This window comes from Methylomonas defluvii, from assembly GCF_033949435.1.
Lineage (GTDB): Bacteria > Pseudomonadota > Gammaproteobacteria > Methylococcales > Methylomonadaceae > Methylomonas > Methylomonas defluvii.
Genome location: NZ_JAXARY010000014.1, coordinates 1 through 25,282, shown reverse-complemented (window position 1 = coordinate 25,282; position 25,282 = coordinate 1). Strand labels below are relative to the sequence as shown.

At 50.7% G+C, this 25,282-nt stretch carries 26 protein-coding genes and 1 other annotated feature; of the genes, 14 read left to right on the top strand and 12 right to left on the bottom strand.

Translation table 11 applies throughout. The annotated features are described in order from the left end of the window. The first annotated feature begins 104 nt into the window (after nt 1-104). Together QLH52_RS15125 and QLH52_RS15120 are read left to right on the top strand one after the other, a co-directional pair. Nucleotides 105-857 (top strand): DUF5765 domain-containing protein, encoded by a 753-nt coding sequence (locus QLH52_RS15125; protein WP_319962120.1) that lies wholly within the window; start codon nt 105-107, stop codon nt 855-857. A gap of 1 nt (nt 858) precedes the next feature. Beyond that, nucleotides 859-1,530, top strand: a complete 672-nt coding sequence (locus tag QLH52_RS15120; RefSeq protein WP_319962119.1) for an NAD(P)H-dependent oxidoreductase — start codon at nt 859-861, stop codon at nt 1,528-1,530. On the opposite strand, the gene QLH52_RS15115 is transcribed toward QLH52_RS15120, so the two are convergent. The 4 genes from QLH52_RS15115 to QLH52_RS15100 all read right to left on the bottom strand — a co-directional run bounded on the left by QLH52_RS15115 (nt 1,527) and on the right by QLH52_RS15100 (nt 4,369). Next, nucleotides 1,527-2,084, bottom strand: a complete 558-nt coding sequence (locus tag QLH52_RS15115; protein ID WP_319962118.1) for a C40 family peptidase — start codon at nt 2,082-2,084, stop codon at nt 1,527-1,529. The two genes, QLH52_RS15120 and QLH52_RS15115, sit on opposite strands and share 4 nt — an antisense overlap. 374 nt (nt 2,085-2,458) lie before the next feature. After that, on the bottom strand, nt 2,459-3,352 hold the full coding sequence (locus QLH52_RS15110) for a CE1 family esterase (RefSeq protein ID WP_082877685.1): 894 nt from the start codon (nt 3,350-3,352) through the stop codon (nt 2,459-2,461). 45 nt (nt 3,353-3,397) lie between these two features. Beyond that, nucleotides 3,398-4,000 (bottom strand): hypothetical protein, encoded by a 603-nt coding sequence (locus QLH52_RS15105; RefSeq protein ID WP_064041007.1) that lies wholly within the window; start codon nt 3,998-4,000, stop codon nt 3,398-3,400. 42 nt (nt 4,001-4,042) lie between these two features. Beyond that, nucleotides 4,043-4,369: an EthD family reductase gene (locus QLH52_RS15100; protein WP_205453080.1), complete on the bottom strand. Its 327-nt coding sequence runs from the start codon at nt 4,367-4,369 to the stop codon at nt 4,043-4,045. 117 nt (nt 4,370-4,486) lie between these two features. Between QLH52_RS15100 and QLH52_RS15095 the strand changes: the two genes are divergently transcribed. Continuing rightward, entirely contained in the window at nt 4,487-5,362 is an 876-nt protein-coding gene (locus QLH52_RS15095; RefSeq protein WP_205453082.1) for a LysR family transcriptional regulator, read from the top strand. Between the two features lie 279 nt (nt 5,363-5,641). Here the strand turns inward: QLH52_RS15095 and QLH52_RS15090 are convergent, their stop codons facing one another. The 7 genes from QLH52_RS15090 to QLH52_RS15060 all read right to left on the bottom strand — a co-directional run bounded on the left by QLH52_RS15090 (nt 5,642) and on the right by QLH52_RS15060 (nt 12,028). Next, nucleotides 5,642-5,881, bottom strand: a complete 240-nt coding sequence (locus QLH52_RS15090; RefSeq protein ID WP_205453084.1) for a hypothetical protein — start codon at nt 5,879-5,881, stop codon at nt 5,642-5,644. Between the two features lie 156 nt (nt 5,882-6,037). Beyond that, nucleotides 6,038-7,266, bottom strand: a protein-coding gene (locus tag QLH52_RS15085) for an IS3 family transposase (RefSeq protein WP_425257567.1) whose coding sequence is annotated in 2 segments (ribosomal slippage) — nt 6,038-6,972 and nt 6,972-7,266 — 1,230 coding nt in all. Because the reading frame shifts where the segments join, the coding sequence is not laid out codon by codon here. Beyond that, nucleotides 6,866-6,982, bottom strand: a sequence feature (AL1L pseudoknot). Its footprint overlaps the gene before it by 117 nt. Before the next feature lie 360 nt (nt 7,267-7,626). Further along, nucleotides 7,627-9,051, bottom strand: coding sequence for a hypothetical protein (locus QLH52_RS15080; protein ID WP_129871453.1), 1,425 nt, complete (start codon nt 9,049-9,051; stop codon nt 7,627-7,629). A 168-nt stretch (nt 9,052-9,219) separates the two neighbouring features. Beyond that, the gene (gene dinB / locus QLH52_RS15075; protein WP_319962116.1) at nt 9,220-10,311 is read right to left on the bottom strand and encodes a DNA polymerase IV; all 1,092 of its coding nucleotides are present in this window, start codon (nt 10,309-10,311) and stop codon (nt 9,220-9,222) included. Between the two features lie 6 nt (nt 10,312-10,317). Then, on the bottom strand, nt 10,318-10,620 hold the full coding sequence (locus QLH52_RS15070) for a DUF4389 domain-containing protein (RefSeq protein WP_020484170.1): 303 nt from the start codon (nt 10,618-10,620) through the stop codon (nt 10,318-10,320). Between the two features lie 7 nt (nt 10,621-10,627). Beyond that, on the bottom strand, nt 10,628-11,647 hold the full coding sequence (locus QLH52_RS15065; RefSeq protein WP_020484171.1) for a DUF2333 family protein: 1,020 nt from the start codon (nt 11,645-11,647) through the stop codon (nt 10,628-10,630). Nucleotides 11,648-11,755: 108 nt separating this feature from the next. Next, entirely contained in the window at nt 11,756-12,028 is a 273-nt protein-coding gene (locus QLH52_RS15060; RefSeq protein WP_033156919.1) for a YcgL domain-containing protein, read from the bottom strand. 86 nt (nt 12,029-12,114) lie between these two features. Here QLH52_RS15060 and QLH52_RS15055 point away from each other — a divergent pair, with 86 nt between their 5' ends. The 8 genes from QLH52_RS15055 (at nt 12,115) to QLH52_RS15020 (ending at nt 21,488) form a co-directional block, all read left to right on the top strand. Then, nucleotides 12,115-12,705, top strand: a complete 591-nt coding sequence (locus tag QLH52_RS15055) for a CPBP family intramembrane glutamic endopeptidase (RefSeq protein WP_033157008.1) — start codon at nt 12,115-12,117, stop codon at nt 12,703-12,705. 9 nt (nt 12,706-12,714) lie between these two features. After that, nucleotides 12,715-13,200: a hypothetical protein gene (locus QLH52_RS15050; RefSeq protein WP_033156918.1), complete on the top strand. Its 486-nt coding sequence runs from the start codon at nt 12,715-12,717 to the stop codon at nt 13,198-13,200. 76 nt (nt 13,201-13,276) lie between these two features. Next, entirely contained in the window at nt 13,277-14,743 is a 1,467-nt protein-coding gene (gene guaB / locus QLH52_RS15045) for an IMP dehydrogenase (protein ID WP_033156917.1), read from the top strand. A gap of 83 nt (nt 14,744-14,826) precedes the next feature. Further along, nucleotides 14,827-15,786 carry a class I SAM-dependent methyltransferase gene (locus tag QLH52_RS15040; protein WP_319962115.1) on the top strand — a complete coding sequence of 320 codons (960 nt, stop codon included), beginning with the start codon at nt 14,827-14,829 and terminating at the stop codon, nt 15,784-15,786. A gap of 72 nt (nt 15,787-15,858) precedes the next feature. Continuing rightward, the gene (gene guaA, locus QLH52_RS15035) at nt 15,859-17,445 is read left to right on the top strand and encodes a glutamine-hydrolyzing GMP synthase (RefSeq protein WP_033156915.1); all 1,587 of its coding nucleotides are present in this window, start codon (nt 15,859-15,861) and stop codon (nt 17,443-17,445) included. 1,367 nt (nt 17,446-18,812) lie between these two features. Beyond that, a complete protein-coding gene (locus QLH52_RS15030; RefSeq protein ID WP_319962114.1) occupies nt 18,813-19,319 on the top strand; it encodes an RNA polymerase sigma factor in 507 nt (168 codons plus the stop codon). A gap of 150 nt (nt 19,320-19,469) precedes the next feature. Continuing rightward, nucleotides 19,470-20,414, top strand: a complete 945-nt coding sequence (locus tag QLH52_RS15025; protein WP_319962113.1) for a FecR family protein — start codon at nt 19,470-19,472, stop codon at nt 20,412-20,414. Between the two features lie 396 nt (nt 20,415-20,810). Then, on the top strand, nt 20,811-21,488 hold the full coding sequence (locus tag QLH52_RS15020; RefSeq protein WP_319962112.1) for a hypothetical protein: 678 nt from the start codon (nt 20,811-20,813) through the stop codon (nt 21,486-21,488). Nucleotides 21,489-21,556: 68 nt separating this feature from the next. On the opposite strand, the gene QLH52_RS15015 is transcribed toward QLH52_RS15020, so the two are convergent. After that, entirely contained in the window at nt 21,557-22,057 is a 501-nt protein-coding gene (locus QLH52_RS15015; protein ID WP_319962111.1) for a septal ring lytic transglycosylase RlpA family protein, read from the bottom strand. Nucleotides 22,058-22,329: 272 nt separating this feature from the next. On the opposite strand from QLH52_RS15015, the gene QLH52_RS15010 reads away from it, so the two are divergent. The 3 genes from QLH52_RS15010 (at nt 22,330) to QLH52_RS15000 (ending at nt 24,816) form a co-directional block, all read left to right on the top strand. Continuing rightward, nucleotides 22,330-23,631, top strand: a complete 1,302-nt coding sequence (locus tag QLH52_RS15010; RefSeq protein ID WP_319962110.1) for an NAD(P)/FAD-dependent oxidoreductase — start codon at nt 22,330-22,332, stop codon at nt 23,629-23,631. Between the two features lie 25 nt (nt 23,632-23,656). After that, nucleotides 23,657-24,178 (top strand): YcxB family protein, encoded by a 522-nt coding sequence (locus tag QLH52_RS15005; protein ID WP_319962109.1) that lies wholly within the window; start codon nt 23,657-23,659, stop codon nt 24,176-24,178. Nucleotides 24,179-24,255: 77 nt separating this feature from the next. Then, nucleotides 24,256-24,816, top strand: a complete 561-nt coding sequence (locus QLH52_RS15000; RefSeq protein WP_319962108.1) for a hypothetical protein — start codon at nt 24,256-24,258, stop codon at nt 24,814-24,816. Nucleotides 24,817-25,282: the final 466 nt, after the last annotated feature.

Here is a 25,282-nt window from a genome sequence, read left to right as displayed (position 1 = left end):
GCAAAACCCATAGACATCTAAATCAGTAACTTAAGCGCCGTTGGATGGCACGCTTACAAGCTAGGTGTCTATGCCTATAACTAAAATAAAGAAGGTATTTTTCAATGTGTTGGAGTGGAGAAGCGTCAGGCGTATTGGCTGCCGCAGGTTTAACGACCGCCGTTTACGTGGCTTACAAAGGCGAATCCAAGGAACTGTGGATTCCATTAACCTATTTCGCCCTGATGGAACTGCTACAGGCGGCAACGTATGTGTATATCAATTTGTGCGATAACCCCAATAATCAGGTGCTCACCCTGCTCGGTTATCTGCATATCGCTTTCCAACCGTTTTTCGTAAATATGGTGGCGATGTACTTCATTCCGGAAAGCGTCAAATTAAAGATTAGAACCACGGTTTACACCTTATGTGCCATCAGTTCGTTGGCGATGCTAATCAAGATGTATCCGTTCGCCTGGGCCGGCGGCTGCGTGCCCGGTACTGAAGGCTTTTGCGGTGTACAAACCTGCTCGGTGTCCGGTGAGTGGCACATTGCCTGGCAAATGCCTTTGAACGGCTTGATGTCGCAACCCGTGACTTGGTTGTTTGGCTTTAATTGGGGCTTGCATGCGTTTTCGTACATCCTGGCGGCGTTTTATCTGCCTATCATTTACGGTTCCTGGCGCTTTGTAGGGTTCCACTACTTGATCGGACCCTGGATTTCTGACGTCACCACCAACGATCCGAACGAGTATTGCGCGGTATGGTGTCTGTTCTCGATTGCACTCTGCGTATCGGTGATCAAAACACCGATCAGAAAACATTTGCATGTGAAGAAATGGCCGTTCTATCAACGTGAAGTAGGCGACAGCTTGTAACATGAGCATCAGCAAACAGGATATTCTCGACGCATTTCAATTTCGTCATGCCTGTAAGGAATTCGACGCCGAACGTAAAATTGCCGGCGCGGATTTCGACTTTATTTTGGAAGTTGCCAGACTCTCGCCCAGTTCGTTTGGGCTGGAGCCTTGGCAGTTTTTGGTCGTACAAAATTCGGAATTACGGGAAAAACTGCGGGCGGTTACCTGGGGTGGGCAAAAGCAGTTGCCTACCGCCAGCCATGTGGTGTTGACGCTGGTGCGGAAAAGCCATTTCATGCGCTACGACAGCGCCTATCTGCAACACATCATGCGCCAGGTGCAGCAGTTTCCGGAAGACATCATCGAATTGCGCAGCGGCTTGATCGAGAAGTTTCAGCGTAGCGATTTTGACTTACTGGGTTCCGAACGCACCCTGACCGACTGGGCGACTCGGCAAACCTATCTGCCGCTGGCGAATATGATGACGGCGGCGGCGCTGATAGGGATTGATTCCTGTCCGATAGAAGGTTTCGAGCGCTTGGAAGTAGAACGGATCTTGGCGGAAGACGCCAACGTAAATTTAGAACACTGGTCCGCGGCATATATGGTGGCGTTTGGCTACCGGAAAAATCCGCCGGCGCGGCCGAAGACCCGGCAACAGCGTGATGCGGTGGTACGCTGGCTGGATTAATTCAGACGGCAGCCGCTGTAATCGCTGTCGTTCAGCGACAAGGAATAACGCGCCACAGGACGGCGCACCCCGATAAAGCGTTCCCGCCAATACGGCTGTCTGAGGTCGGAAACCATCACCTGGCCGGTCCGGCTACTCGGTGCATGCACGAACTGCTCACCGCCAATATAAATCCCCACATGCGAAAACGGCCGCTCGGTAGTGAAAAACAACAAATCGCCCGGTTGTTTTTGCTCGGGCTGTACGGCCGGCAATTGTCTGGCTAAGGATTGGGTGTCGCGCGGCAGGTGCACGCCCTGACGGTTATACACGTAATACACCAAACCGCTGCAATCGAAGCCCTGGCTGGGCGACTCCCCTCCGTAAACATAAGGCGCGCCTTGCAATTGCAGCGCATCATTCGCTGCGATCCGGTTGCCGCCTTCGGGAGCGGGTAATACCGTCAGCGGCGCTTTTTCTTTGCTGGCGCAGCCGGTAAGCTGGCTGAGCATGGCAACCGCCACTATCTGAACCAGCAGTAATAAAGCGCGGCGGTAAGATAGACAGATGGACATCGGATTTATCGGCAATAAAATCATCAATTTGCATATTATAGACAGGCTATTCGCCGTCCGCTCGCCGTATATCGCTAACCGGCTATGCATTTTAATGCCCGGTCCAGATATTGAACGCCTTGAATCGGCCAAAACCCGCCGCTCGGAGTAGCTATCCCATTTTAATAATTAAGGCACCATGTAACCCAATCGGCTGTCCGGTATTCGGCTACGTTTTGGGTCGTCGTTTGATGGCTCTAGGCTCAATACGTCCAGGTCGGTTGTCAACCAACTGTTCAGCCACAAAAAGGAGCTGGCAGACCCGAGAGGAATCCGGGTGACCGTTTGCTTTCGGGTTTACCTTTGCACCCATTACGATTCATATGGAGCCAATTTCACTTTGCCCGTGGGCTAACTTGAGTCGCTGACACAAAAAACTCGACAATATCCTGACTTCGCTCGGGCCAATGTGAATGGATTTGATCACCTTCACAGTACAACGTTTTTACGCCCCCGGCACACCCTGAATAAGAGGAGCAACCATTTGCGATTTTATCCGGAATAGGATCACATTTATTACAAGCTGCCCACCAACCCACCGCTTGCTGACCATAACCAGGAAACAGGCGATCCTTGCTGCTGTGCATGATCATAACCGGCAAGGGCTCGGGGCATCTGCGGTCGCGCAAATCATCATATGCAACCCCTGCTGCGCTCGGCGCAATGGCACGTGGGATGTGTCGTGTGCCAGTCATAAATGCTAATGCCATTGCCGAAGTCCCTCCATCGGAATGCCCGGTAACATAGACCTGTTTTTCATCAATACACCACTTTTTGGCCATTAAACTGGGAATGGTGCCTAATTCTACGGTAGTGCTGGGCGATAATTCCGGGTGATCCGCATAGGCCACGATGAAACCGGCTTGGGTAGCAGGAAAAGTGAACCCAGTTGTTTTTTCGGTTTTAGCCCGATTCGATCCGGCCGGAGAAAATACCAGTAATAGTGGGTGGGCAACGGATGCATCATAATTGGCTGGTGTGCGGACATTGTATTTGATGCCATTTTCGGTTTCTTCACCATAAGTCTCTCCAGCGTCTCCACTGAGTTGATCAGCTTTGCAAAGACGTTGCAGCATCTCAGGTCGATACACGGCCTGCCCCAATTCTACCGAGTCGCCGCTATGATCCATCAAAAGCATGACAACCATTACTAATATCGGTAACCCGAATAGCACTTTCTGCCAAGAATTGGTTCTTAAAAGAAAAACCTTTAATTGAGCCATATTCATAGTCATATTCCCCCTAAGTACGTTTGACTCGCCTGCACCATTCGCTCATGCCCCAGGTGAGTGATTGGGCGCTTCCTTATTCGCTAACTTCATTACTATATAAGCCAGCAACAACAAGCTTCCGATCATCACAATCTGCGGCATATAGCCTTTTCCCGGAACCGATTCCAGGCCAACAGAGAACGGAATATGAGTATCAAGACGCTTATCCTTGTCGACAATAGCGATGTGTGCCAAATAATTACCAGCACCATATTGACTAAAATCGACCATACTATCGAAAGTGCCGTTTTTAACTTTTTTCGGCTGCTGATAAAAAACCCTTTGCCCTTCAGGTTCTTTGGTGATTTCGAATTCCACGCTGACATTGCGCAGACTTTTACCTTCGTAGTCGAACACCAAATTAGTTGGGCCGATTTCGGGAATGATGCTGCAATATTCCCGATCCCCTGACAGAGTCGGGGTATAGGCCGTGAAATGGACTCGTTCAAAACCAACTCTCGTAACGCAAGCATCGGCCTCGTCAGGCGCACCGCGATGCGCTTGGGCAATAGTTGGCATTAATCCAACCAAAAAGACAACAGGCAGCAGACCCAGCCACCTAATGCGCTTATAAGCCACCTTTTTTAGTTTGATAGAGTTAGACATTGATTTGCCTCCACTGTGATTATGTTAAATCCGATGGTCGGATTAGAAATCAAAGGTTTCCACCTCGGAGATCAGAAACAACGGCTCACCACCGCTAGAAATCTCAACGGCATGCTGAGCTGTTTCTTGGCCGCCTGGTGAATTCAGACAAGCCTCTAATTCGGCGAGGGATGGAAAATAAACCTCGGCAATCCGATGAAACTGCGCTGCAGATTTGTCTGCATTGGAAAGAATCAATGAGGCGACAAATCGTGTTTTGCCGGCCAGCTTTTCGACAGCCATCGGCACATGCTCATCAGCATAACGACGTTCAAAAGTTTTTAAATCTGTTGGTGTAGGGTACATTACGATTAATTTTGCAGTTTTCATAGGAATATTGAATATTTATTTGATTGGACGTTTATATTAAATAATGAGTTAGGAAAATAGTAAAATACCAATTTTCTATGAAACAATAGGTTTTTCCTATTCAAAAAGGGGCAAACTGTGGAAATGCAACAAATACGCTATTTTCTGGCCGTCTGCGATAAAGGTTCATTCACTCGCGCTGCACAAGCAACCTATGTGGCCCAACCCTCGCTGACCCAAGCAATTAAGAAATTGGAAGATGAACTTGGCGGTGAGCTATTTAGCCGAGACCGCAGTGGATGTCGGTTGACGGCTTTAGGACGTTTGGTCGAACCTTCTATACGTGAAATAGTGCGCAAGACGCAAGCTGTCAAAGCTGAGGCTGTGCGTTTCAGCCGCTTAAATACTGTGCCACTTCGCATCGGCGTGATGACGACAATTGCCGCACACCATTTAAGTCCATTCTTCACTGACTTTCAGCAAGAACGACCCCATGTAGAACTGGAATTAGTCGTCGACAGTGAATGCAATCTATTGAATCAACTTGATGAAGAGGGCCTGGATTTAGTTATCAGCGCACCAACATCCTTACTGGCAGAGCATTACCAGTCTTTAGAGCTTTACGAAGAACGCTATGTCGTTGTCTTCAACGACAAACACCGTTTCAATCAAATGCAACAAATTGATTTAGCGACCATACAAGCTGAACCTTACTTGGATCGCCTGAACTGTGAATTGCGTGAAACACTGAGGAGTGTGTGCCAGGGGCGGCAGGTCAATCTTTATGCTGCCTATAGAAGTAATAGCGAAGAGTGGATACTGAGTATGGTACGCGCCGGAATCGGTGTTGCGCTAATGCCGGAATTCACCATCACCAAAAATGCAGATCAGATTCGAGTTCGTTATCTGTCAGATCCGGAAATTCGTCGCACCATCTGCGCTATATTCCCACCCACATCGGCCGCAAAACCCGAAGTGGCAGAAGTATTGAAAAGTCTGCGGATGGGTTTTTAAAAAATCACAGGTTAGGCAAAACTAAATCAAAAGTCCGATTATGGCGTTTAAAGGGGTTAGGAAACCTCTGATTATTGCAGTTTTTCAAGAAAAATTGACGCGCAAACCATTGTTTTAATTGGTGCTGAACCAATCTGCCAGAAAGCCGCCATACATGTTTCTCAATAGCTGACCTTCAAATAGGCTTGAGCAGACCTTCACCAACTCAATTTATTGTTGAAGGTTACAATGAAAAGCCCAGTTTTATTTGGTCATTTGCTTGGCAAATCAAAAATCCTTTTAATATTCAGACATCACGTTCTCAATACGTCGATCTGGCACTAACCATAGCAATGCGACCAGCACATAAAGCCCTTGAGCTAACCATGGCGACCAAAACGTGCTTAGTGTCGCTATTAAGTAAATCAATGGTGAGGATTTACCCTTCCAGTCGCTACCGACAGCTCTTTTTAATAGCGAATTTGCCCCTTGTGAAACGATGATGAGGTATTGTATTAATATGTAAGCGATTGCTGCCATCAATAGAACCACTCCGTAAGCCATCGTTGGTATAGCCGCAAAGTGATTTTCCCCCATCCAGGCAGTTGTGAACGGAAATAACGATAACCAGAACAATAAATGCAGGTTTGCCCACAGTGAATCGCCCCGGGAATCTCGGAGGCTGATTGTTGTGAGTCATGCTGCCTTAGCCGGCTCGGAAAGTTGTTGATAATACATGGCCTCGGCTTCGGCGGGTGGGATATTACCAATCGGTCCTAACAGCCGTCGATGATTAAACCAGTCAACCCAGGTCAAGGTGGCGAGTTCGACGGCTTCGCGGTTTTTCCACGATTGCTTGTGAATCAGCTCAGTTTTATACAGACCATTGATGGTTTCGGCCAAGGCATTGTCATAAGAGTCGCCCACACTGCCTACGGATGCCTCAACGCCGGCTTCTGACAGACGCTCGGTATAACGAATCGAAACATATTGCACCCCCCTATCGCTATGATGGATCAGGCCACCGTCGCGCTGGGGTTTCCGGTCATGCAGTGCTTGTTCCAGCGCATCCAGCACAAAGTCGGTGTGTGCGGAAGACGACACTTTCCAACCGACGATGTAGCGGGCAAACACATCAATCACGAAGGCCACGTAGACAAAGTCCTGCCGGGTTTTGACGTAGGTAAAATCCGCCACCCACAGGGCATTCGGCCGCTCGGCGCTGAACTGCCGGTTGACGCGATCTAAGGGACATTCCGCGTCAGCGTCACTGATCGTCGTCTTGATGGTTTTGCCTCGCCTGACACCTTTAAGTCCTAGGTTTTTCATCAGGCGCTCCACGGTACAACGGGCCACGACCCAGCCTTCGCGTTTCAACTGATTCCAGACTTTTCGCGCGCCATAGTTTTGGAAGTTTTCATCCCAGACGCGCCGAATCTGCTGGTTCAGGATATCGTCCTGCTTGGCGCGGGCCGAACGAAGCTCGGGATTGGCTTTGCGCGCAGCATGCAAATAATACGTCGATGGGGCAATCGGCAATACTTTGCAAATTGGCTCGACCCCATAACCCTCGCGATGATCGTCGATGAACGCTTTCATGACTTGAACCGGCGGTCGAGCTCCGCCTGCGCAAAATATGCCGGCGCTTTGCGTAGAATCTCGTTGGCCTGGCGCAATTCACGGTTCTCGCGTTCTAGCGCCTTAATGCGCTCCACTTCGCTGCCGGACATTGCTTTGACTGTACTAGTGGTTGGTTGGGTTTGCCTCAACCAGCGACGTAGCGTTTCAGCTGTACAGCCAAACTTGGCCGAAATCGACTGAATCGCCGCCCATTCTGATGGGTATTCGCCTTGATGTTCTCGCACCATGCGAATGGCTCGTTCACGGATTTCCGATGAATATTGGTTTGACGTTTTCTCTTTCATTGCTCCATTCTCTCAAAGGTTGGAGCCTCCGAGATTCCCGGGGCGATTCACTCTGTGTTTGCCGAAATGGCGAGGGCTCGATATTGGCAGGCACCCTCTATATGTGGATGTCGCAAAATTGGCCGTTGGATGCGGTCGCCAATGACCGCTTTGTAGATCTCCAGTTCCCAGGCGCTGGATTTAGCTGACTGACTGGTTTGGAGAAGTGCGACCGTCAAGTTTGGGTCGATTGTGACAATTCATCACTTCCAGAAACCGTCATTCTCTACTGGCATAATCTTAAAGAAATTGGCGATTGACTGTAAATTTGAAACAGAGACGGTTTGGTTTGGCACGCTCAAACTGCAAAACGCCAAATTATTATTTGGCTTTTGCCAACCAGGGACGCGCCAGCAACAGCAAACTAAGCAGGCTGCAAAAAACCATGTAGTGTGAGTAGCGAAAATCGGGTGAAGGGGCTGCCAACATCAAACCCAACTCATGTAAGATGGCGCTGGAAGTTAGGCAAATGACTTCGATTTTGGCTGTTACTTGGCGAAACACAGCGGCAAAAAATAGACAAATTGTCAGCATAAAATAAGGCCAGGGTTGAAAAAACCAGTATTCGACGTACTTCGACATACCCGCCTCCAGCCACTCCTGTAATTTGGTCGCTTGCGGATGGGAACCATAGACTTGTTCTAAGTCACTGGGAAAATCTTTAGCCATTATCACCGGGCTCCAGCTGTTGTCCGGCACCAAACCCAAGACATATTTCGATACGGCCAATCGGTGACGTAACCATAAAACCGGCTCTGCGAGTAGGGTGTGTATCCACAACTTATGCAGCGTTTGCCGTTGCAGGTCGGAGAGGCTTTCAAAGCCATGGATCTGCGATTCCATCGAATTTTTTGGCAGCTGCAAAGTGGGCGGCTTAGTACGGAAAACCTCCCGCCAATACATCGGCGTATAGGCTTTTAGCAAAGGTTCGACGGAACCCGTTGAATTCAGGCTACCAGCCAATTGATCGAAAATAGCTTGTTGCCGGCTTTTATCTTCAAGCCGTTTGATAACGCCGGCTATATCAAATGAGGCGTTGGCGACCCAGGGGAAGGTATGCCGGTCGGCAAGCCGGTTGTTTATCGCTCCGGTGGCTACAAATAACACCAGCGTAAACGCCGCGCCGGGAACGGCTGCGCGTACCAAGCCGAATAGGCTGTTTTTGGGATATAGGCGATATATCGCAAAGCTGAGTATGGGGATTGTGGCGAAAAAGGCATTGTGTCTGATCAGGATGGCTAACCATAAGACCAAAGCTGTCAGTGCGAACATTAGAAACGCAATGCGCGGGAGTTGTTCGTCATAATTTTTTATATGCCCGGCAATACCGAAAGCGGTGAATAGCGCGCCCCACATCAGCATGTCTTTCAAAATCGCGCCGCTGATACCGAACAAAGGCGGCAAAAATAATATTGCGCAAAGCAATGGCGCTAAGGCCTTGCTTCCAGAGTGCTTAAAAAAGGCTTGAAAGCTCAGGTAGGCGCCGGTCCACACCAAGCTAATTTGCAGAAACAGCATGCCCGCAGGGCCCGGCAGGATGCTATCGGTGAAACGCCAGATAATAGCCATTAACGGCGGATGCCAGTCGGAATAGACGCCTTCGCGAGCCTCAAGGATTTGATTGACCGCGTCATAACACATGAAGCCCGGATACACGATGCCGAGATGGATAAGGAATCCGCAGATAAAAATCCATTCGGCCTGCCGCATTTCCGCCACCGCGCTAATTTTTCGAGCCAATGACATTAAGTTTGACAATATTTGAAACCGCAATGTTGAAACCGAAGTATTTCCGGTGGGTTCAAAGCTTGTTGAGCCGCAAAATCCCCCACCCCGATTAAGACTGTCGTGAAAGCCACTATCTTGAAGAAAGGAACTGCCCCGATGATAGCCTCGTATTATGGCAAATCCGCTTCAGCCCAGGTCGAACAAATCCATCTGCCTATACTGACCCAAGCGCTTATCGCCATTTTCCAACCCGGATAAGGTCACACCCAGTAATCGAACTTTGGCGGTGCCGATGCCGGTATTTTTCAGTAATTCGGTCAATAGCAGTCTAGTGTTCGGGCTATTGCTGATCGGTTCCGCCAAGGTGCGTCCACGGGTAATTTGCACAAAGTTTTGATATTTGATTTTCACGGTCAGCGTATAGGCCGTCATATCTTTTTCGGCCAATCTGATTAGGGCTTTTTCCAGCAAATCCTGCAAATAGCGCAGAATGGTGCTCAGGTCGGCGATGTCGTGATCAAACGTGGTTTCGATACCCACCGATTTGCGGGCTCGATTGGAGTTAACCTGGCGCGGATCAATACCCCGGGCGATATTGTAATAATGTTGGCCGGCTTTGCCGAAATGCCGTTGTAATTCCGCCAGCGGCAATTGTTTTAGATCTTTGCCGGTAACGATGCCCAAGTCGTACATTTTCTGTTCGGTAGCGCGGCCGATGCCGTGAAACTTGCCTATAGCCAGATTTTCCACAAACGCCGGGCCTTGTTCGGGTGTAATGAGATACAAGCCGTCCGGCTTGCCCAGGTCGGAGGCAATTTTGGCGAGAAATTTATTGTAGGAAATACCGGCGGACGCCACCAGCTGGGTTTGCCGGTGTATCTCCTGTTTGATGTGCTTAGCCAGCAAAGTCGCCGAGCCTTGATAAAGCTCGCTATCGCTAACATCCAGATAGGCTTCGTCCAGCGACAAGGGTTCGAAACGTTCACAGTAACGAGCGAAAACCCCTCGGATAGTCTCGGACGCTTCCCGGTACACATCAAAACGCGGCTTAACGAAAATAGCTTGCGGGCAGAGTCGGTAAGCATGCGCGGAAGGCATGGCCGAACGTACGCCAAACTGGCGGGCTTCATAACTACAGGTGGCGACTACGCCGCGCGAATCGGGCTTGCCGCCGACAATGATGGGTTTATTTCTAAATTGGGGATAGTCGCGCTGTTCAACCGCCGCATAAAATGCATCCATGTCTATGTGGATGATTTTGCGCGGCGCTGCTTCCATGGAAAATCACTGCTTGCCGATCAATTCCAGTTTGGCGGTTTCGTTCCAATCGGAAAACGGAAACGGCAGCTGCTCGGTATTGAACGTCAAAAACAGCAAAATATGATAATGGTAAGTTGACAGGCTACGGCCAAAGTTGAGGATATTCGCGTTAGCGTCACCGGTAAACAGCACCGAGCCCACCTGCAACAAAATCACCAGCCACAATAATAGTTTAACCAAGCTATCGATGGCCGCAAAAATCAGCATGAAAATGATACGTTTCCAGGTCTCGATTTTTTTCAGATTTTCGTTAATTTGTTCCTGCATGATGGCATTAACCTCTGTTCATCACGTCCCGCAAGTCCAGCGCAGCCGCGTTGGCACGAGCAATGTAGTTGGCCATCGCCAGCGAATAGTTGGCGAATATACCGAAGCCGTCGCCGTTTAATACTACCGGGCTCAAGGTTGGCGACAAGGCGTTTTCCAGCGCTTGGATCATGTTGTCCAAGGTGTTCATCGCCCGTTTGTCCAACAGAATGTCGGAAAAATCGTGTTTGATGGCTTTCAGAATATGTAATAACGCCCAGCAGGAGCCGCGCGCTTCGTAGAATACGTTATCGATTTCCATCCAGGGCGTTTGGCCGATGGTCGGCATATTGATGTCGATCGGATTGGATGGGTCGCCGTGGGTTGCACCGGAAAATTTGTCGGTACTGGCCGCCAAGCGGGTCGAGAGACCGCCGAGTCGCTTGATGACAACCTCGGTATATTGCCACAGGTTATCCGCTCTGGAGTGGAACTGCGCGGCTTTTGAAGTGGAAGACGGGTTTTGCAGGCGTACCATATAAGCGTGCAGCGCTTCGATACCTTTTACATATTCCGATTCGGTGGACGGCAAAGCCCAGGAATTGCGTTCGTAGTAAAAGTAAGGTTCGGCTTTTGCCAAATCAGGGTCTTCCGCGGATTGCGATTGGTCGCGGGCGAAATGGTTACGTAATGCGGTGGTGCCGTCGCGCAACATGACCAGTGCACCGTATTCGAAGTTTTGAATGTTATCGCAAAACAGACCGGGAGGCGCCACGTCGTTGGACAGGTAACCGCCGGATTTGAACAGAATCACGTCGGCGATATGCGCCAGCGTGTTGGCATACACGTAGCCAATCGGCATTTGATCGGTATGCGTGACATTCATCCGTTCGATCGCTTCGTCCTGAACGCTGAATTGCTCGGGCTCGCGGCTCCACCATTCGCCTAACACCAGCATGACAATCAGAACAACGCCTAACAGCGAACCAAAACCCCAAAGTATGCCCTTAGACTTTGCGTCTTCGTAAGCTAATGGATTATCTGACATGTGGTGCGTATCCTGGTCTGACTAAATAAGTGAGCAAAAACCGTGCTTTCCGATAAAGATTTTTTGTGACCATGTTAGCACGGATATACCAATATGGCGCGCCCGATTTCAGTGCAGTTGCTTGTCCAGCGACGCCGACATGGCACTGATCAATGTCGGTGGTAATTGCACGAAAAAGCCTTTGCTTTGCAGGCTGGCAATGACTTTTTCCGGATTTTCCCGGGCTAATTTGCGATCCGGGCTCAACTGCAACTCCATCACAAATGTTAAGCGGCCAAGGCTTTTGAACAAGGCTTCCGGTACGGCGGAAAAGTCGTCCTTTTTGTCCAGATATAAATAGAGTTCGTCTTTTTTCAGGCTTTTATAGATGAAACATTGCATGATGATGACCTGTGATCGCTAATGCTGCCAATTCTAATGGTTTTTGTTTAGAATTTTCAGTCCCCGTTTGCCTAATGCCCAACATCATGGAAAACCAGCCCGCCGCTTCAAACGCTTTTTTCAGAATTGCCTGTTATTTCGAGGGTTCTTTAGCGGTATTGGCGCTGGCTTTGGGCTGGCTTGCCGACCTCGACCCGTTCGCCAGTCTGGCGTTTTCCGAGGCAGCATTAGGGATTGGCTTATTCGCAACTGGGCCGCTACTGGTATTGTTTTTTGCGATGCAACAGCTTAGCTATCCGCCCATCCAAAAGATTCGCGAATTACTGCTGGAAACCTTGGGTGCTAGGCTGGCATATCGGCATTGGACCGATTTGCTGATACTGGCTGCGATTGCCGGCTTTGCCGAAGAAGCGCTGTTTCGCGGGTTTTTACAGCCTTGGCTGGAAAATGGCTGGGGTGCGAGTGTAGGTTTGTGGGTTAGCAATGTGCTGTTTGCCTTGGTGCATGCGGTCACGCCGCTTTACGCGGTTTTAGCGATGTTGATGGGCTTGTATATGGGGGTTATGCTGGATTATGGCGGTGAACGCAATCTGCTGGTGCCCATGGTGATTCATGCCGTTTATGACTTTGTGGCGTTTGTTGTTATCCTCCGCGACTACCGTAACCGCGCTCGTTAGGAGTTATTGATGTCCGTTCAAACCCAGCCATCATCCGAAGATTTGCGTCCGCACTGGCTTATCTGTGCAGGCGCGTTGCTAGCGATAGTGGGCTACAACCTGACTTGCCATTTCTGGGCCAGCGAATTGCAACTAGGCGTTGACGAAGCGCAGCGAGTGCTGATCAGGAGTGTGCTCTACGGCTTAGCGATTTTGTTGTTTCCTGTTACTAAACTGCTGCGGCACATCCTGCTGCGTCTGAATCAAACCATGCCGGGACCGAAAACCGCTAAGCAGCGCTACTTGTCTACGATAATAGTCACGCAGTTTCTGATCGAACTCGTAAGTTTGTTCGGCTTCGCGATGTTCTTTCTCGGCGATGGATTTAACACCTTGTATATTTTCAGTGCGATGGGCGTGCTGGGAGTTTTCCTGCATAAGCCCAATACCAGCGAATATTTAGCGATTGTGGCGGCACTCTCAAGCGAAAACCAGCACGGACCTAAATACCATTGACTATTTCCGATTTTTCGGATTGCAGGTTAAGTTGTACAATGGCTGGCTTATTTACGATTAGCCACCCGGTGTGATTATGCAAATCATTCAAGAAGCTCTCACCTTTGACGATGTTTTATTGGTGCCCGCCCACTCCAGCGTACTGCCGCGCGAAGTCGAACTAAAAACCCAGCTGACTCGAAAAATTAAGCTGAACATCCCGCTGGTGTCCGCGGCAATGGATACAGTGACCGAAGCCCGCCTGGCTATTGCGATTGCTCAGGAAGGCGGCATCGGTATCATCCATAAAAACATGACTGTCGAGCAACAGGCAGCGGAAGTCAGAAGGGTTAAAAAATACGAAAGCGGCGTGATCAAAGACCCGATTACCGTCTCTCCCAACGTGACGGTTCGCGAGGTAATGGAATTAACCCGCGCTAAAAACATCTCCGGTGTTCCGGTGGTGGATGGTGAAGAATTGGTCGGTATCGTTACCAGCCGTGATTTGCGCTTCGAAACCCGGCTGGACGAATCGATTCGTTCGATCATGACGCCGAAAGACAAGCTGGTGACGGTCCATGAGTCGTTTAAGCACAAGGAAGTCATAGACTTGCTGCACAAGCACCGCATCGAGAAAGTGCTGGTCGTCAACGATGCCTTTCATTTGCGCGGCATGATCACTGTAAAAGACATTCAAAAAGCCAAAGACAATCCGCAAGCCTGCAAGGACGAACAGGAAAGACTGATCGTCGGTGCGGCGGTTGGCACCGGTGCCGATACCGGCGAACGGGTTGGCGCGTTGGTGGAAGCTGGCGTCGATGTCATCATCGTCGATACCGCTCACGGTCATTCGCAAGGCGTGCTGGATAAAGTGCGCTGGGTAAAACAAAACTTCCCGCAAGTTCAGGTGATCGGCGGCAATATCGCCACCGCTGCGGCCGCCTTGGCATTGGTCGAAGCCGGCGCTGATGGCGTCAAAGTGGGTATCGGTCCGGGCTCTATTTGTACCACGCGGATTGTCGCCGGTGTCGGCGTGCCGCAAATCACTGCCGTTAGCAATGTCGCGGATGCGTTAAGAGGAACAGGCGTACCTCTGATTGCCGACGGCGGCATCCGCTATTCCGGCGACGTTGCCAAAGCCTTGGCGGCCGGGGCGCATGCGGTGATGTTGGGCGGATTGTTTGCCGGCACTGAAGAGGCGCCGGGTGAAGTGGAATTGTTCCAAGGCCGATCCTACAAATCTTATCGCGGCATGGGCTCTTTGGGTGCGATGTCGCAGCAGCAGGGCTCCAGTGACCGCTATTTCCAGGAAGATACCGAGCAAGTCGAAAAATTGGTGCCGGAAGGTATTGAAGGCCGGGTGCCCTATAAAGGCAGCGTGTTGGCGATTGTGCATCAATTGTTAGGTGGTATCCGCTCCAGCATGGGTTACACCGGTAACAGCACGATTGCGGCGATGCATGACAATGCCCAGTTTGTGCGTGTCACCAGTGCCGGTATGCGCGAAAGCCATGTGCATGACGTGACGATTACCAAGGAAGCGCCGAATTACCATATGAATTAAAACCGGCCCTCAGGCTGTTGCTCTCGGGTCTGCTCTTTCGCGTCGACCCGCTTTAATCGAACACAAATCACAGAAATAGCTCAATGTCCGAAACCTCCTCAACTCCATGCAATCTTTGCGGCGGCAACCATGTTGCCGTGTTATCCATGCGCAGCCGCAGCGGCGCCGAGTTGCGCAGCGTCATCTGCAAGGACTGCGGACTGGTCTGGAGCGATCCGTTTCCGCACGATCCTCGGCAGTTTTACGAAGAAGATTATCGGCTGGCATACAAAAATACCTACGCCCCCAAAGCCAAACATATCTTGCGAGCCGGCCGAGTTGCGCTGACCAGGCATGAAAAAATCAAACACCTACTGCACAAACCGCAATCCCTACTGGATGTGGGCACCGGCGGCGGCGAGTTTGCGTATTTAATCAAATCGCTGGGTCACGATCTGCACGGCATAGAGCCGAACAAGGGGTATGGTGAGTATTCGGCGGCGCAGTACGATTTGAATTTGCAGTTCGGCTTTATTCAAGACGCACGGTTCGAAGAAAGCAGTTTCGACGTTATTACTATCTGGCATGTGCTGGAACATACCGAAGATCCTTTCTTTGTTTTAGGTAAGTTGCGCAGCCTGTTGAAAGCTGACGGCGTGTTAGTAGTGGAAGTACCGAATATCGAGGCCACTTGCCAATCGCCGAGCAGCACTTTTCATGAGGCGCATCTGTACAATTTCAATTTGGCGACACTGCGGCGCATGGGTGAAAAAGCCGGTTTAATTGAGGAAAGACATGTGTTTTCCGAAGACGGCGGCAATGTCACGCTGTTTTTCAAAAAAGCCGAACACCCGGCCGACCAAGTCATGGGTTGGGGAATCCCAGAAAATGCCGAACGAATCTCCGCGATTGTACGCGGCCATACCAATTTACGGCATTACATGCGCGCGGCGCCCTATTTACGGTTTATCAAACGCATGAGTCGTTCGCTGTTCGAAAGTCGGGACGTCAAAGGTTTTGATAACAATAAAAGCCTGCTTGACCAATTGTATCGGGGCTTATAGTACGCTCGTCACTTAGATTTTCCGGTGGGTACGCTAGTCGGCCCACCCTACATTTTTGAAAGGTTTCCCGTCATGTCATCCCACGCGACCAACATCCATTCCGACAAGATCCTGATTCTCGACTTCGGTTCGCAATACACCCAATTGATCGCCCGCCGCATCCGCGAAATTGGTGTGTATTGCGAAATCTACTCCTGCGATTGCAGCGCCGATGAAGTCAAAAACTTCGCACCCAACGGCATCATCCTCTCCGGCGGCCCGGAAACCGTGACCAGCAGCGACACCCCGCGCGCGCCGCAAATTGTTTTTGAGTTGGGCGTGCCGGTCTTGGGTATTTGCTACGGCATGCAAACCATGGCCGAGCAGCTGGGCGGCAAAGTAGAATCGTCCGATCACCGCGAATTCGGCTACGCGCAGATTCGTGCCCGCGGCCATTCCAAGTTATTGTTGAACATCGAAGACCATGCATCGCCGGAAGGTTTCGGTTTACTGGATGTTTGGATGAGTCACGGCGACCGCGTCGTCGAATTGCCGACCGGCTTCAAATTGATCGCCAGCTCCGACGGCGCGCCGATCGCTGGCATTGCCGATGAAGACAAACACTTCTATGCTCTGCAATTTCATCCGGAAGTGACGCACACCAAGCAGGGTGGCCGGATATTGAGTCGGTTTGTGTTGGAAATTTGCGGCTGCCAAGCGTTGTGGAATGCCAGCAATATCATTGAAGACAGCATATCCGCAGTCCGCGAAAAAGTCGGCGGCGATCAAGTCATTCTGGGCCTATCGGGCGGTGTCGATTCTTCGGTAGTCGCCGCCTTGCTGCATCGCGCTATCGGCGAGCAACTAACCTGCGTGTTCGTCGACACCGGCTTGCTACGCTTGCACGAAGGCGATCAGGTGATGGCGATGTTCGCCCAACATATGGGTATCAAAGTAATTCGCGTCGATGCCGAAGCCCGTTACATGGCGGCACTAGCCGGCGTTAGCGATCCCGAACAAAAACGCAAAATCATCGGTGGCCTGTTCGTGGAAATCTTCGACGAAGAAGCCGGCAAACTCACCGACGCCAAATGGCTGGCGCAAGGCACCATTTACCCGGACGTCATCGAATCGGCCGGCGCCAAAAGCGGCAAGGCGCATTTGATCAAATCGCATCACAATGTCGGCGGCCTGCCGGAAAACATGAAGTTGAAACTGGTCGAGCCCTTGCGCGAATTGTTCAAGGACGAAGTACGCAAACTCGGTCTGGAGTTGGGCTTGCCGGCCGATATGATCCACCGCCATCCCTTCCCCGGCCCCGGCCTGGGCGTACGCATCCTCGGCGAAGTCAAAAAGCAATATGCAGACTTATTACGCCAGGCCGATGCAATTTTTATCGAAGAACTGTATCGCCACGATCTTTACCACAAAGTCAGCCAGGCCTTCGCGGTATTCCTGCCGGTCAAATCGGTGGGTGTGATGGGCGATGGCCGCAAATACGATTACGTGGTGGCGATCCGCGCTGTCGAAACCATAGATTTCATGACCGCGCGCTGGGCGCATCTGCCTTACGATTTCCTGGATTTAATCTCACGCCGCATCATCAACGAGGTACCGGGCATTTCCCGCGTAACCTACGACATCTCCGGCAAGCCGCCCGCGACGATAGAGTGGGAGTAATAGCTTCAAATTAAAATGGAACTTTGAAAATGACTTCCGGTCAATGCAAGCGCGGGGTGTGAAAATTTGCTCCGCGCAATAGCTTATTCATTGTTTCTCCCAAGCCGGTAGTCAATTGTTTTGACTACCGGTTTTTTTTTGCGATGAATGAGCAGTCTTGGTCGCTATGCCGAATTAAAGTTAATAAAACGCGGCTTAACCTACGTCGGTTCTTACTGATAAACGTCCGTCATTAGCCTAACAACCCATCATTGGCGCACCCCGGTCTTAGCAGGTATAGGCTGGGTCATGTCGATGCCGGCAGCTTCTTTTCTTGAGTATTGGATGTTTCGTAACTGGGCTGTTTATGCTGCACGTTGCGAAAAAACCTTAAGTTGAGGGTTTGTCCAAATCATTTCCTTTGTGGCTGGTAACGGTCTGCCAAATCAACCAGTCATTCTCGATTTGTTGACGATATTGACGTTGGTCAAAGCCATCGAATAACAGCCTGTGTCCGATACGGCAATTGTTGGGTATTTAATGACAATAAGATGAATGCTCCCAGGCACATTTAGAATGGTTTTCAGGTGGAAAACGGTTAGATTATTTAGGCAAAAATGCAAGGGATTAATTTTAATTATGCACAAAAAACTACTTGACACTGTCGGCGGCCAAAGACTGCCTGGTCCTGGGCTCTAATGTTCGTATATTGCATGTAAGTTATTGATTTTAAATTGTATAAACTGTTGTCTAAAATTGAGTCAATTTAAGCAAAGGCCCCAAAAATTAGGCATTTAGAGCGCGAAAAAACTTTTTATCCCCAAGGTTATCCACAGCTTTTGTGGATAACACCATAACTTAGTTGCCTGTCAGTCAGTTAGCGCTAAAAGCTATATTCCCGTGCAGGTTTTTGTCTTATTTCCGACACGGTTGCAACTTGGCCTGCCTGGGATTTTGCAAAGGAATGTCAGCGGATGGCTACATTGGAGGAGGCATTTGATTACAGTATTTTAAATGCGGAGTTCGTTGTGGTGCTGCTTCTAGTGTTATGACAGGGCTCTTAAAAACCGTTCGCCTTATGCTCTTGAGCGAACTCAGCCTGTCGATGGACGCACTCACCTGGGCTCAGACGAGCTCAGCCCGGACGGATTACCCGAGATAAAATACTGCCGGGTTAATAAGCTATCGGCTCCAACTGCGCTGGATGGAAATTAACTATGTTAAATAACTTTTTCAATTAGGTCATATCCCGCATTATTTGTAGCGTGTTGCTCCGGTAATGCCGGGCAATTTGCCGCCAAATGCCCTAAATACCGCTATTTTAGTGCTCTGGCATGAATCTTGGTTGTTCGCCCAATTAACGACACCAAAATCCGCATATCCTAACCATGAGCAATGCTCTTCATATCTCCCGCCTGATTGAGGCTTACGACGAGGAATTGCGCCGGGTGATGTTTAGACGCTGCGGCTGCCTGGATACCGCCGCCGACATCGTGCAGGAGACCTACCAACGCATGTTTACCGGCAATTTGTGGCAGCAGGCCGATAACCCGCGCGCCTTATTGCATCGCATCGCCGCCAATCTGGCCACTGATTACGAACGCCGCCGCAATACTCGCAATCAACATGTAGAGCATGACGATACCGGCGACGCGGCCTTGCAGGTTAGCGATGGTATCGATCCGGAGCAAATCAGTCTGGCGTGCGAGCGCTTGGACCGCTTGGTCGCGGCGATAGATAGACTCCCCGCCAAATGCCGGACGGTTTTCGTGCTGCGCAAGTTCGAGGAACTGAGCCACGCCGAAATCGCCCAGCGCCTAGGCATATCCCGTAATATGGTGGAAAAGCATCTACGCAATGCCTTGGCCTCCTTGCAAGAACACGACGATTTTTAGCTGATTCGCTCCTGTTTTCACAGGGTTATGCGTCCTATAATGGCGAGCCACCAACCCTGAATTGCGCCCGATGAAAAACTTCAGCCTTTATCGCTCACCGCTACGCAGCAGGATGCATTGCCGCCTGTCTGCTGTAAATGGACATAGGCAATGAAAATCTCTGCCGAGATTAAAGCCGCTGCCCGCGACTGGTGGGTCAGGCTGGATAGCGGCAAACTTAGCCCTAATGAGCATGCCGAATTTACCCGCTGGTTGGCTGCCGATCCTTTGCATCGGCAGGCTTACGAGCAATTACGCGAGTTATGGGGAGCGCTGGACGCTATCGCGCCGAGAATAACGATTCCGGCCGCCAGCAAACCCAAGCAGCTTGCTTGGCGATGGCAGTGGGCGCTGCCTGCCTTAGCCGGCGGCTGCCTAGCCTTGTGGTTGTTCAATCCGGTATGGCTTATATTGCGCGCCGATTTTCATACCGGCTTCGGCGAGAGGCGCGACGTGCATCTTAGTGACGGCTCGACGGTGCATCTGAACAGCAACAGCGCATTGGAAGTACATATCGACGGCGCACAGCGGCAATTGACCCTGCTACAAGGCGAAGCCTGGTTTGAAGTCAGCCCCGACAAAGCCAGGCCTTTCCGGGTAGGTACCGAGCACGGCAGTGTGACCGCGCTGGGTACGGCCTTTAATGTCCGGCTGCATCACGATAAAACCGAAGTCAGTGTCACGGAACACAGCGTGGCGGTAGATTTGCAACAAGCCGACGGCAAAACGCTGCACACCGTGGTTGCCGAAGGTCAGCAAATAGCCTATAGCGCCGAATCGGGAATGGGCAATTTGCAACACATCGATAGCCAGGCCGTTACGGCCTGGCAACGCGGCAAACTGGTGTTCGAAAACCGGCCCCTGGGCGAAGTGCTTGCCGAGCTGAATCGCTATCATCGCGGCTTTTTGCTGATCAACGATCCTGAACTGGCCCAACGCCGCGTCAATGGTGTGTTTCGTACCGACCAAGCCCTATCGGTGCTGGCGGCCTTGGAAGCCTCGCTGCAACTACGCTCAACGCGGTTTGGTGATTATTTGATCGTGCTGCACCGCTAAACGAGTTTACGGCATCGGCGGCGTTTATTGACCGGGCAAAGGCATTGAGGCGAATGCTATTTAAGGGCCGGGTTAATAACGCTCCCGGCAAATTCCCGTTTTGGCCTACTCGATAGTTGTTGTCAGCGCATTGCTGAAATTATCCCTCTACCAATTATCCGAAAAATAAATTTCAAACGCATTGAACTTGGCAACTACTTGGCGGAATTAACCTCGGAATGCAATTTGCTTTGAGCAAGTCCCCTATGTTGCCTCAAGGCAGAGCCGCATTCACCCTCGGCAGTTGGTCAATGCCGACGCAGCAGCATCGTTCCCATGGAACAAAAATCGCAGCCAACCTGAGGCTTGCCGCTGGTTAGCTGTACCTTAATGATCTTATCGACAGAGGATAGAAGTATGAGATTAAACATTGCTAAAACAGTAATTGCCGCCGTTTTGTTAATCGGTGCGGCGCCAGCGAATGCCAGTGCCGTGCATGATGCCGCCGGCGATTATCTGGCAACTTATTTCGGCAGTAAGACCGGCGATCTGGATGTGATCAGTGCCTCGGTTACTTACAATCCGGCCAGCGATCTTTTTCATTTCGAAAGTACCTTTGCCGGTAACCTCGGCGGCTCGCCGTCCGGTTTCTACATTTGGGGCTTCGATCGGGGCGCCGGTACCGGGCGGTTTACCGCAAACGGCTTGCCGCAAGTACTGTTCGATTCGGTCGTGCGTTTCAACATGGACGGCAGCGGCGTGGTAAGCCTGTTGACACCGACTTCTTCCACTACGGCCTTCGCCGCGGGGACCGCCAAAATTAAAGACAACCAGTTGATTGCCGACATTGCCGCGAGCTTGCTGCCCTCGAATGGTCTTGCCAAATCGAGCTACACCTGGAATCTCTGGCCGCGCGACGGGGCTCTGCCGGCGGGTTTTGGACAAATCTCCGATTTCGCTCCCGATGCCATCAACGCCCCCGTGCAAGTCGTACCGCTACCCGGGGCGTTTTGGCTGTTTGGTTCGGTGGTTGCTATGTTCAAGTTAGCCGGCAACAGCAAGCAGCGTTTTGCGGTAACAGTAAAATCCATTTAATAGCAGCACATTGAAAGCTGGCAAACCCGTTCCTGTTGTTTTATAGAGGCTTGAGCGGGTTTGCGACTTCATTCCGCGCCGGACGGCGCTGCCAGATAACTTACCTCTACCTCCGTCAAGCCGCTGATGCCGATTTGCTTGGCCGCGCCTTGCGATAAATCGATCAACCGATTCGGGCTGAACGGACCTCTATCATTAATCAGCACATCCACATAACGGCCATTGCGTAAATTGGTAACCCGCACTTTCGACGGAATCGGCAAAGTTTTATGCGCCGCCGAAAAGCCTTGCGGATCAAAACGGCTGCCGTCGGCGGTACGATTGCCCGATTCCGCGCCGTACCAGGAAGCCAAGCCGATTTCCCGGTAACCATTCCCCGATGCCAAAGGGTAATACGTGATGCCTTTGACGGTGTAAGGCTTGTTGTAAGCGGCGTTGCTTTGATACGCCGGCAACCGGGCCGGCATGGAAGGCTGCGGCGGCTCGGATGCGCAACCCGCTAGCAGGCTGAGTAAAATCAATAAAAAACCTGGATGGGCAAGTGCCTGGATTAGTTGGTTTCGCGGCATTCGATAACTCCACAGGGCGTAATTTATTTGGCGCGCATGCACTGGCAATAATCTAAGCATAATTTAAAGCTCCCGTTAAAATCCGTTTGCTTTATCAGCGCCTTTCCCGTCTTCCGAATAGCCGACCGTTGCCGGCGCGAGTTCATCCCGTCAAAATCGGTCAGCCCGAACAGGTTTGGTTATAATGCCGGCATCAGGAAATAGACAACTAAGGCCGGGATAGCGATTTTTTTGTTTGCCGACGCGGTAAACAGCACTTGAGGGGAAGAGACATGGCGGATGCATTACCTAAAATCTTGATTGTTGGCGGCGGCGCGGCGGGATTGGAGTTGGCCACCGAATTGGGGCAAAAACTTGGCAAAGCCGGCAAGGCGCAAATTACATTGCTGGATGCCGCGTCCACCCATATCTGGAAACCTTTGCTGCACGAAGTGGCGTCCGGCACGCTAGCCGAAGCCGAGGAAATCGAATATTTGGCCCAAGCACACAGCAATCACTTCCGCTTCTTGTTCGGCAGAATGGAAGGTTTGGATCGGGCCAATAAAGAAATTATCGTCAGCGCGATTACCAACAAGAAAGGCGAAGAGATCATTCCGCAACGCCGCTTCAAGTACGACACGCTGGTGATGGCAGTCGGCAGTGTCAGCAATACCTTTGGCATCAAGGGCGTCGATAAATACTGCCGCTTTATCGATACCACCAAGGAGGCCTTCCGTTTTCAAAAACAGTTGGTGGAAACCTATTACATTCAGTCCTACGCCAACCAAAGCCGCCAGCGCGACAAGCCGTTGTCGATTGTCATCATCGGCGCCGGCGCCACCGGCGTGGAATTGTCCGCCGAGTTGCACGAAGTGACCAAACTACTGGCAACCTACGGGCTGGAAGGTTCGATAGACGTCAACATTACCATCATTGAAGCCGCGACTAAATTGTTGCCAGCCCTGCCGCCACGGCTGTCGCAAGCCACCCAGGAGCAATTGATCAAGCTGGGCATCCAGTTAAAACTAGGCCGCAAGGTCACGGAAGTCACCGAAACCGAGGTACACACTTACGATGGCGAAGTGTTCGACGCGGACTTAAAAGTCTGGGCCGCCGGCATCAAAGCCCCGGATTGGATGAAAGACCTGGATGGTTTGGAGTCCAATCACATCAATCAATTAGTGGTCGATCAAACTTTGCAAACCAGCGACCCCGACATTTTTGCTATCGGCGATTGCGCCGCTTGCGAATGGGTCGGCCACGGCGGCAACGTGCCACCGCGCGCCCAGTCCGCCCACCAAATGGCCTCTACCGTGGCCAAAACCATCATCAACCGCTTGAAAGGCAAACCGGCTGCGAAATTTGTTTATCGCGATTATGGCTCGCTGGTGTCGCTGGGTAAATTCAGTACGGTTGGTTCCTTGATGGGGAGCTTGATGGGCACGGTTAGCGTCGGCGGCTTGATTGCCTATGGCGTGTATTTGTCCTTGTACAAAATGCACCAAGTGGCCATCCACGGCTACTTCCGCACCGCGATGCTGACCTTATCCAATCTGTTCCGGCGCAGTACCCACGCCAAAATGAAAATGCACTAACCCACAACTCCACCGAGCGATACACATGTTAGAAATCGAATACGAATTCCGCGAAGAAGACCTGGTCCACTTTAATGAGGAAAGGCTAAAAAAAGACCCGGAAATGCAGAAAAAAATCCGCCAAAACCGTATCTTCGCCCCCGGCGTCATGATGGCGATTGCTTTGTTTTATTACGTGTATTACGTGGACATGACCACCACTGCCTATATCACGATACTGGCGCTGGTCTGGTCGTTTGCTTCGCCGTTTATCATGAAGATGGACATGCGCCGGCAGTTTTTCAACAAATACACTGAAGCGGAAAAAAAAGCCCTGTTCGGTATCCATTGGCTGAGCATCGAGCCGGAGTTTTTACAGGAACGCGCCCCCGGCGGTAAAAGTAAGACCCCCTGGAAAGACATGTTGCGGGTGGAGAAGCATAAAGACTATGTTTACATCTATGTGGATATCGATGCAGCGATTGTGATTCCGCGCGCCACGGTCAAGAAAGGCGATTTGAAGGCGTTTGCTAAGCAGGCTGAGGGGATGATTGAGAGGGCGGGTTGATGGCTTTTTTCCGTCCATATAGCAGATATGAATGATATATGGAAACCATATAATTAGTTGTTAGGAGTCCGTAAAGCATGAGCTTGATGCCAATCCATGACTTATTACAGTACTACGGTCCATTACATGACGACATTGAACGTTGTCTTGTAGGTATAGAGATTGGCGAAGACATAGAGTATTGGAGGCGCTCGTATCTACGTTGCCTTTGCACATTTTTTGAGGCTAGAGTTTATTTGCTTAAACTTGAGCTAAAAACAAATGACCACTTGATTTCTCATTCCTCGCTTTCTCCAGAGGTGCTCGATTTCTTGGGCGGTACAGAATGGAATGTTGGAAATAATGGTGAAATCAAATCAAGGGTAAAAATAGTATCCCCGGTGGATGAACTGAAAGCAGTTATAAAGATATTAGGTTCGATTTATCCAAAGTTACTTTGGGAATTCGATTCCTCGCGCTGGACAAGGTTAAAGGAGATATATAAATCCCGTAATGCTCTTGTTCATCCCAAAAAACCTATGGACCTTTCTATAACGGAAAAAGAAATTTATGAGTTCGAGAAGTTTAGAGAAGATTTCAATTCTTGGTCTGCTTCAATATATGCTGAAGCATGGGGCAGGCCTGAGAGTGACTCGTAGCCATGTAGATACTCTGTTCAAAAGCAACAAATTTCATCATCTTTTTCATCGTTCCCACGCTCCAGCGTGGTAACGCATCCCTAGACGCTCTGCGTCGTCTTGCAAAAACAATGTTTTGGTGTCGCTAACGCGACGGCTGGTTTTAATGTCGGTTTCACGAAAAACGTCCTTGTTTTTCGCCCTTCGGGTGCGGCCGTATGCAAATCGGCTATCCTGCCGATTTGTCGGCCCGACAACCGAGATACTTTCTTTTGCGTCGCCAAAAGAAAGTATCCAAAGAAAAGGCGACCCGGATGCTGCTTATTCCCTGCGCTCCTCCCTTTCATCTCGTTCCCACGCGCCGCGCTCATCGTTATACACATCTCATCGCGACATCCTGTTGAGCATCGAGGGCGATGACAAAATCGCGCAAGCGCTGTAAGCCGATCCACATGGCCTTGGCACCCGGTGGACCATCGTGTTTGCG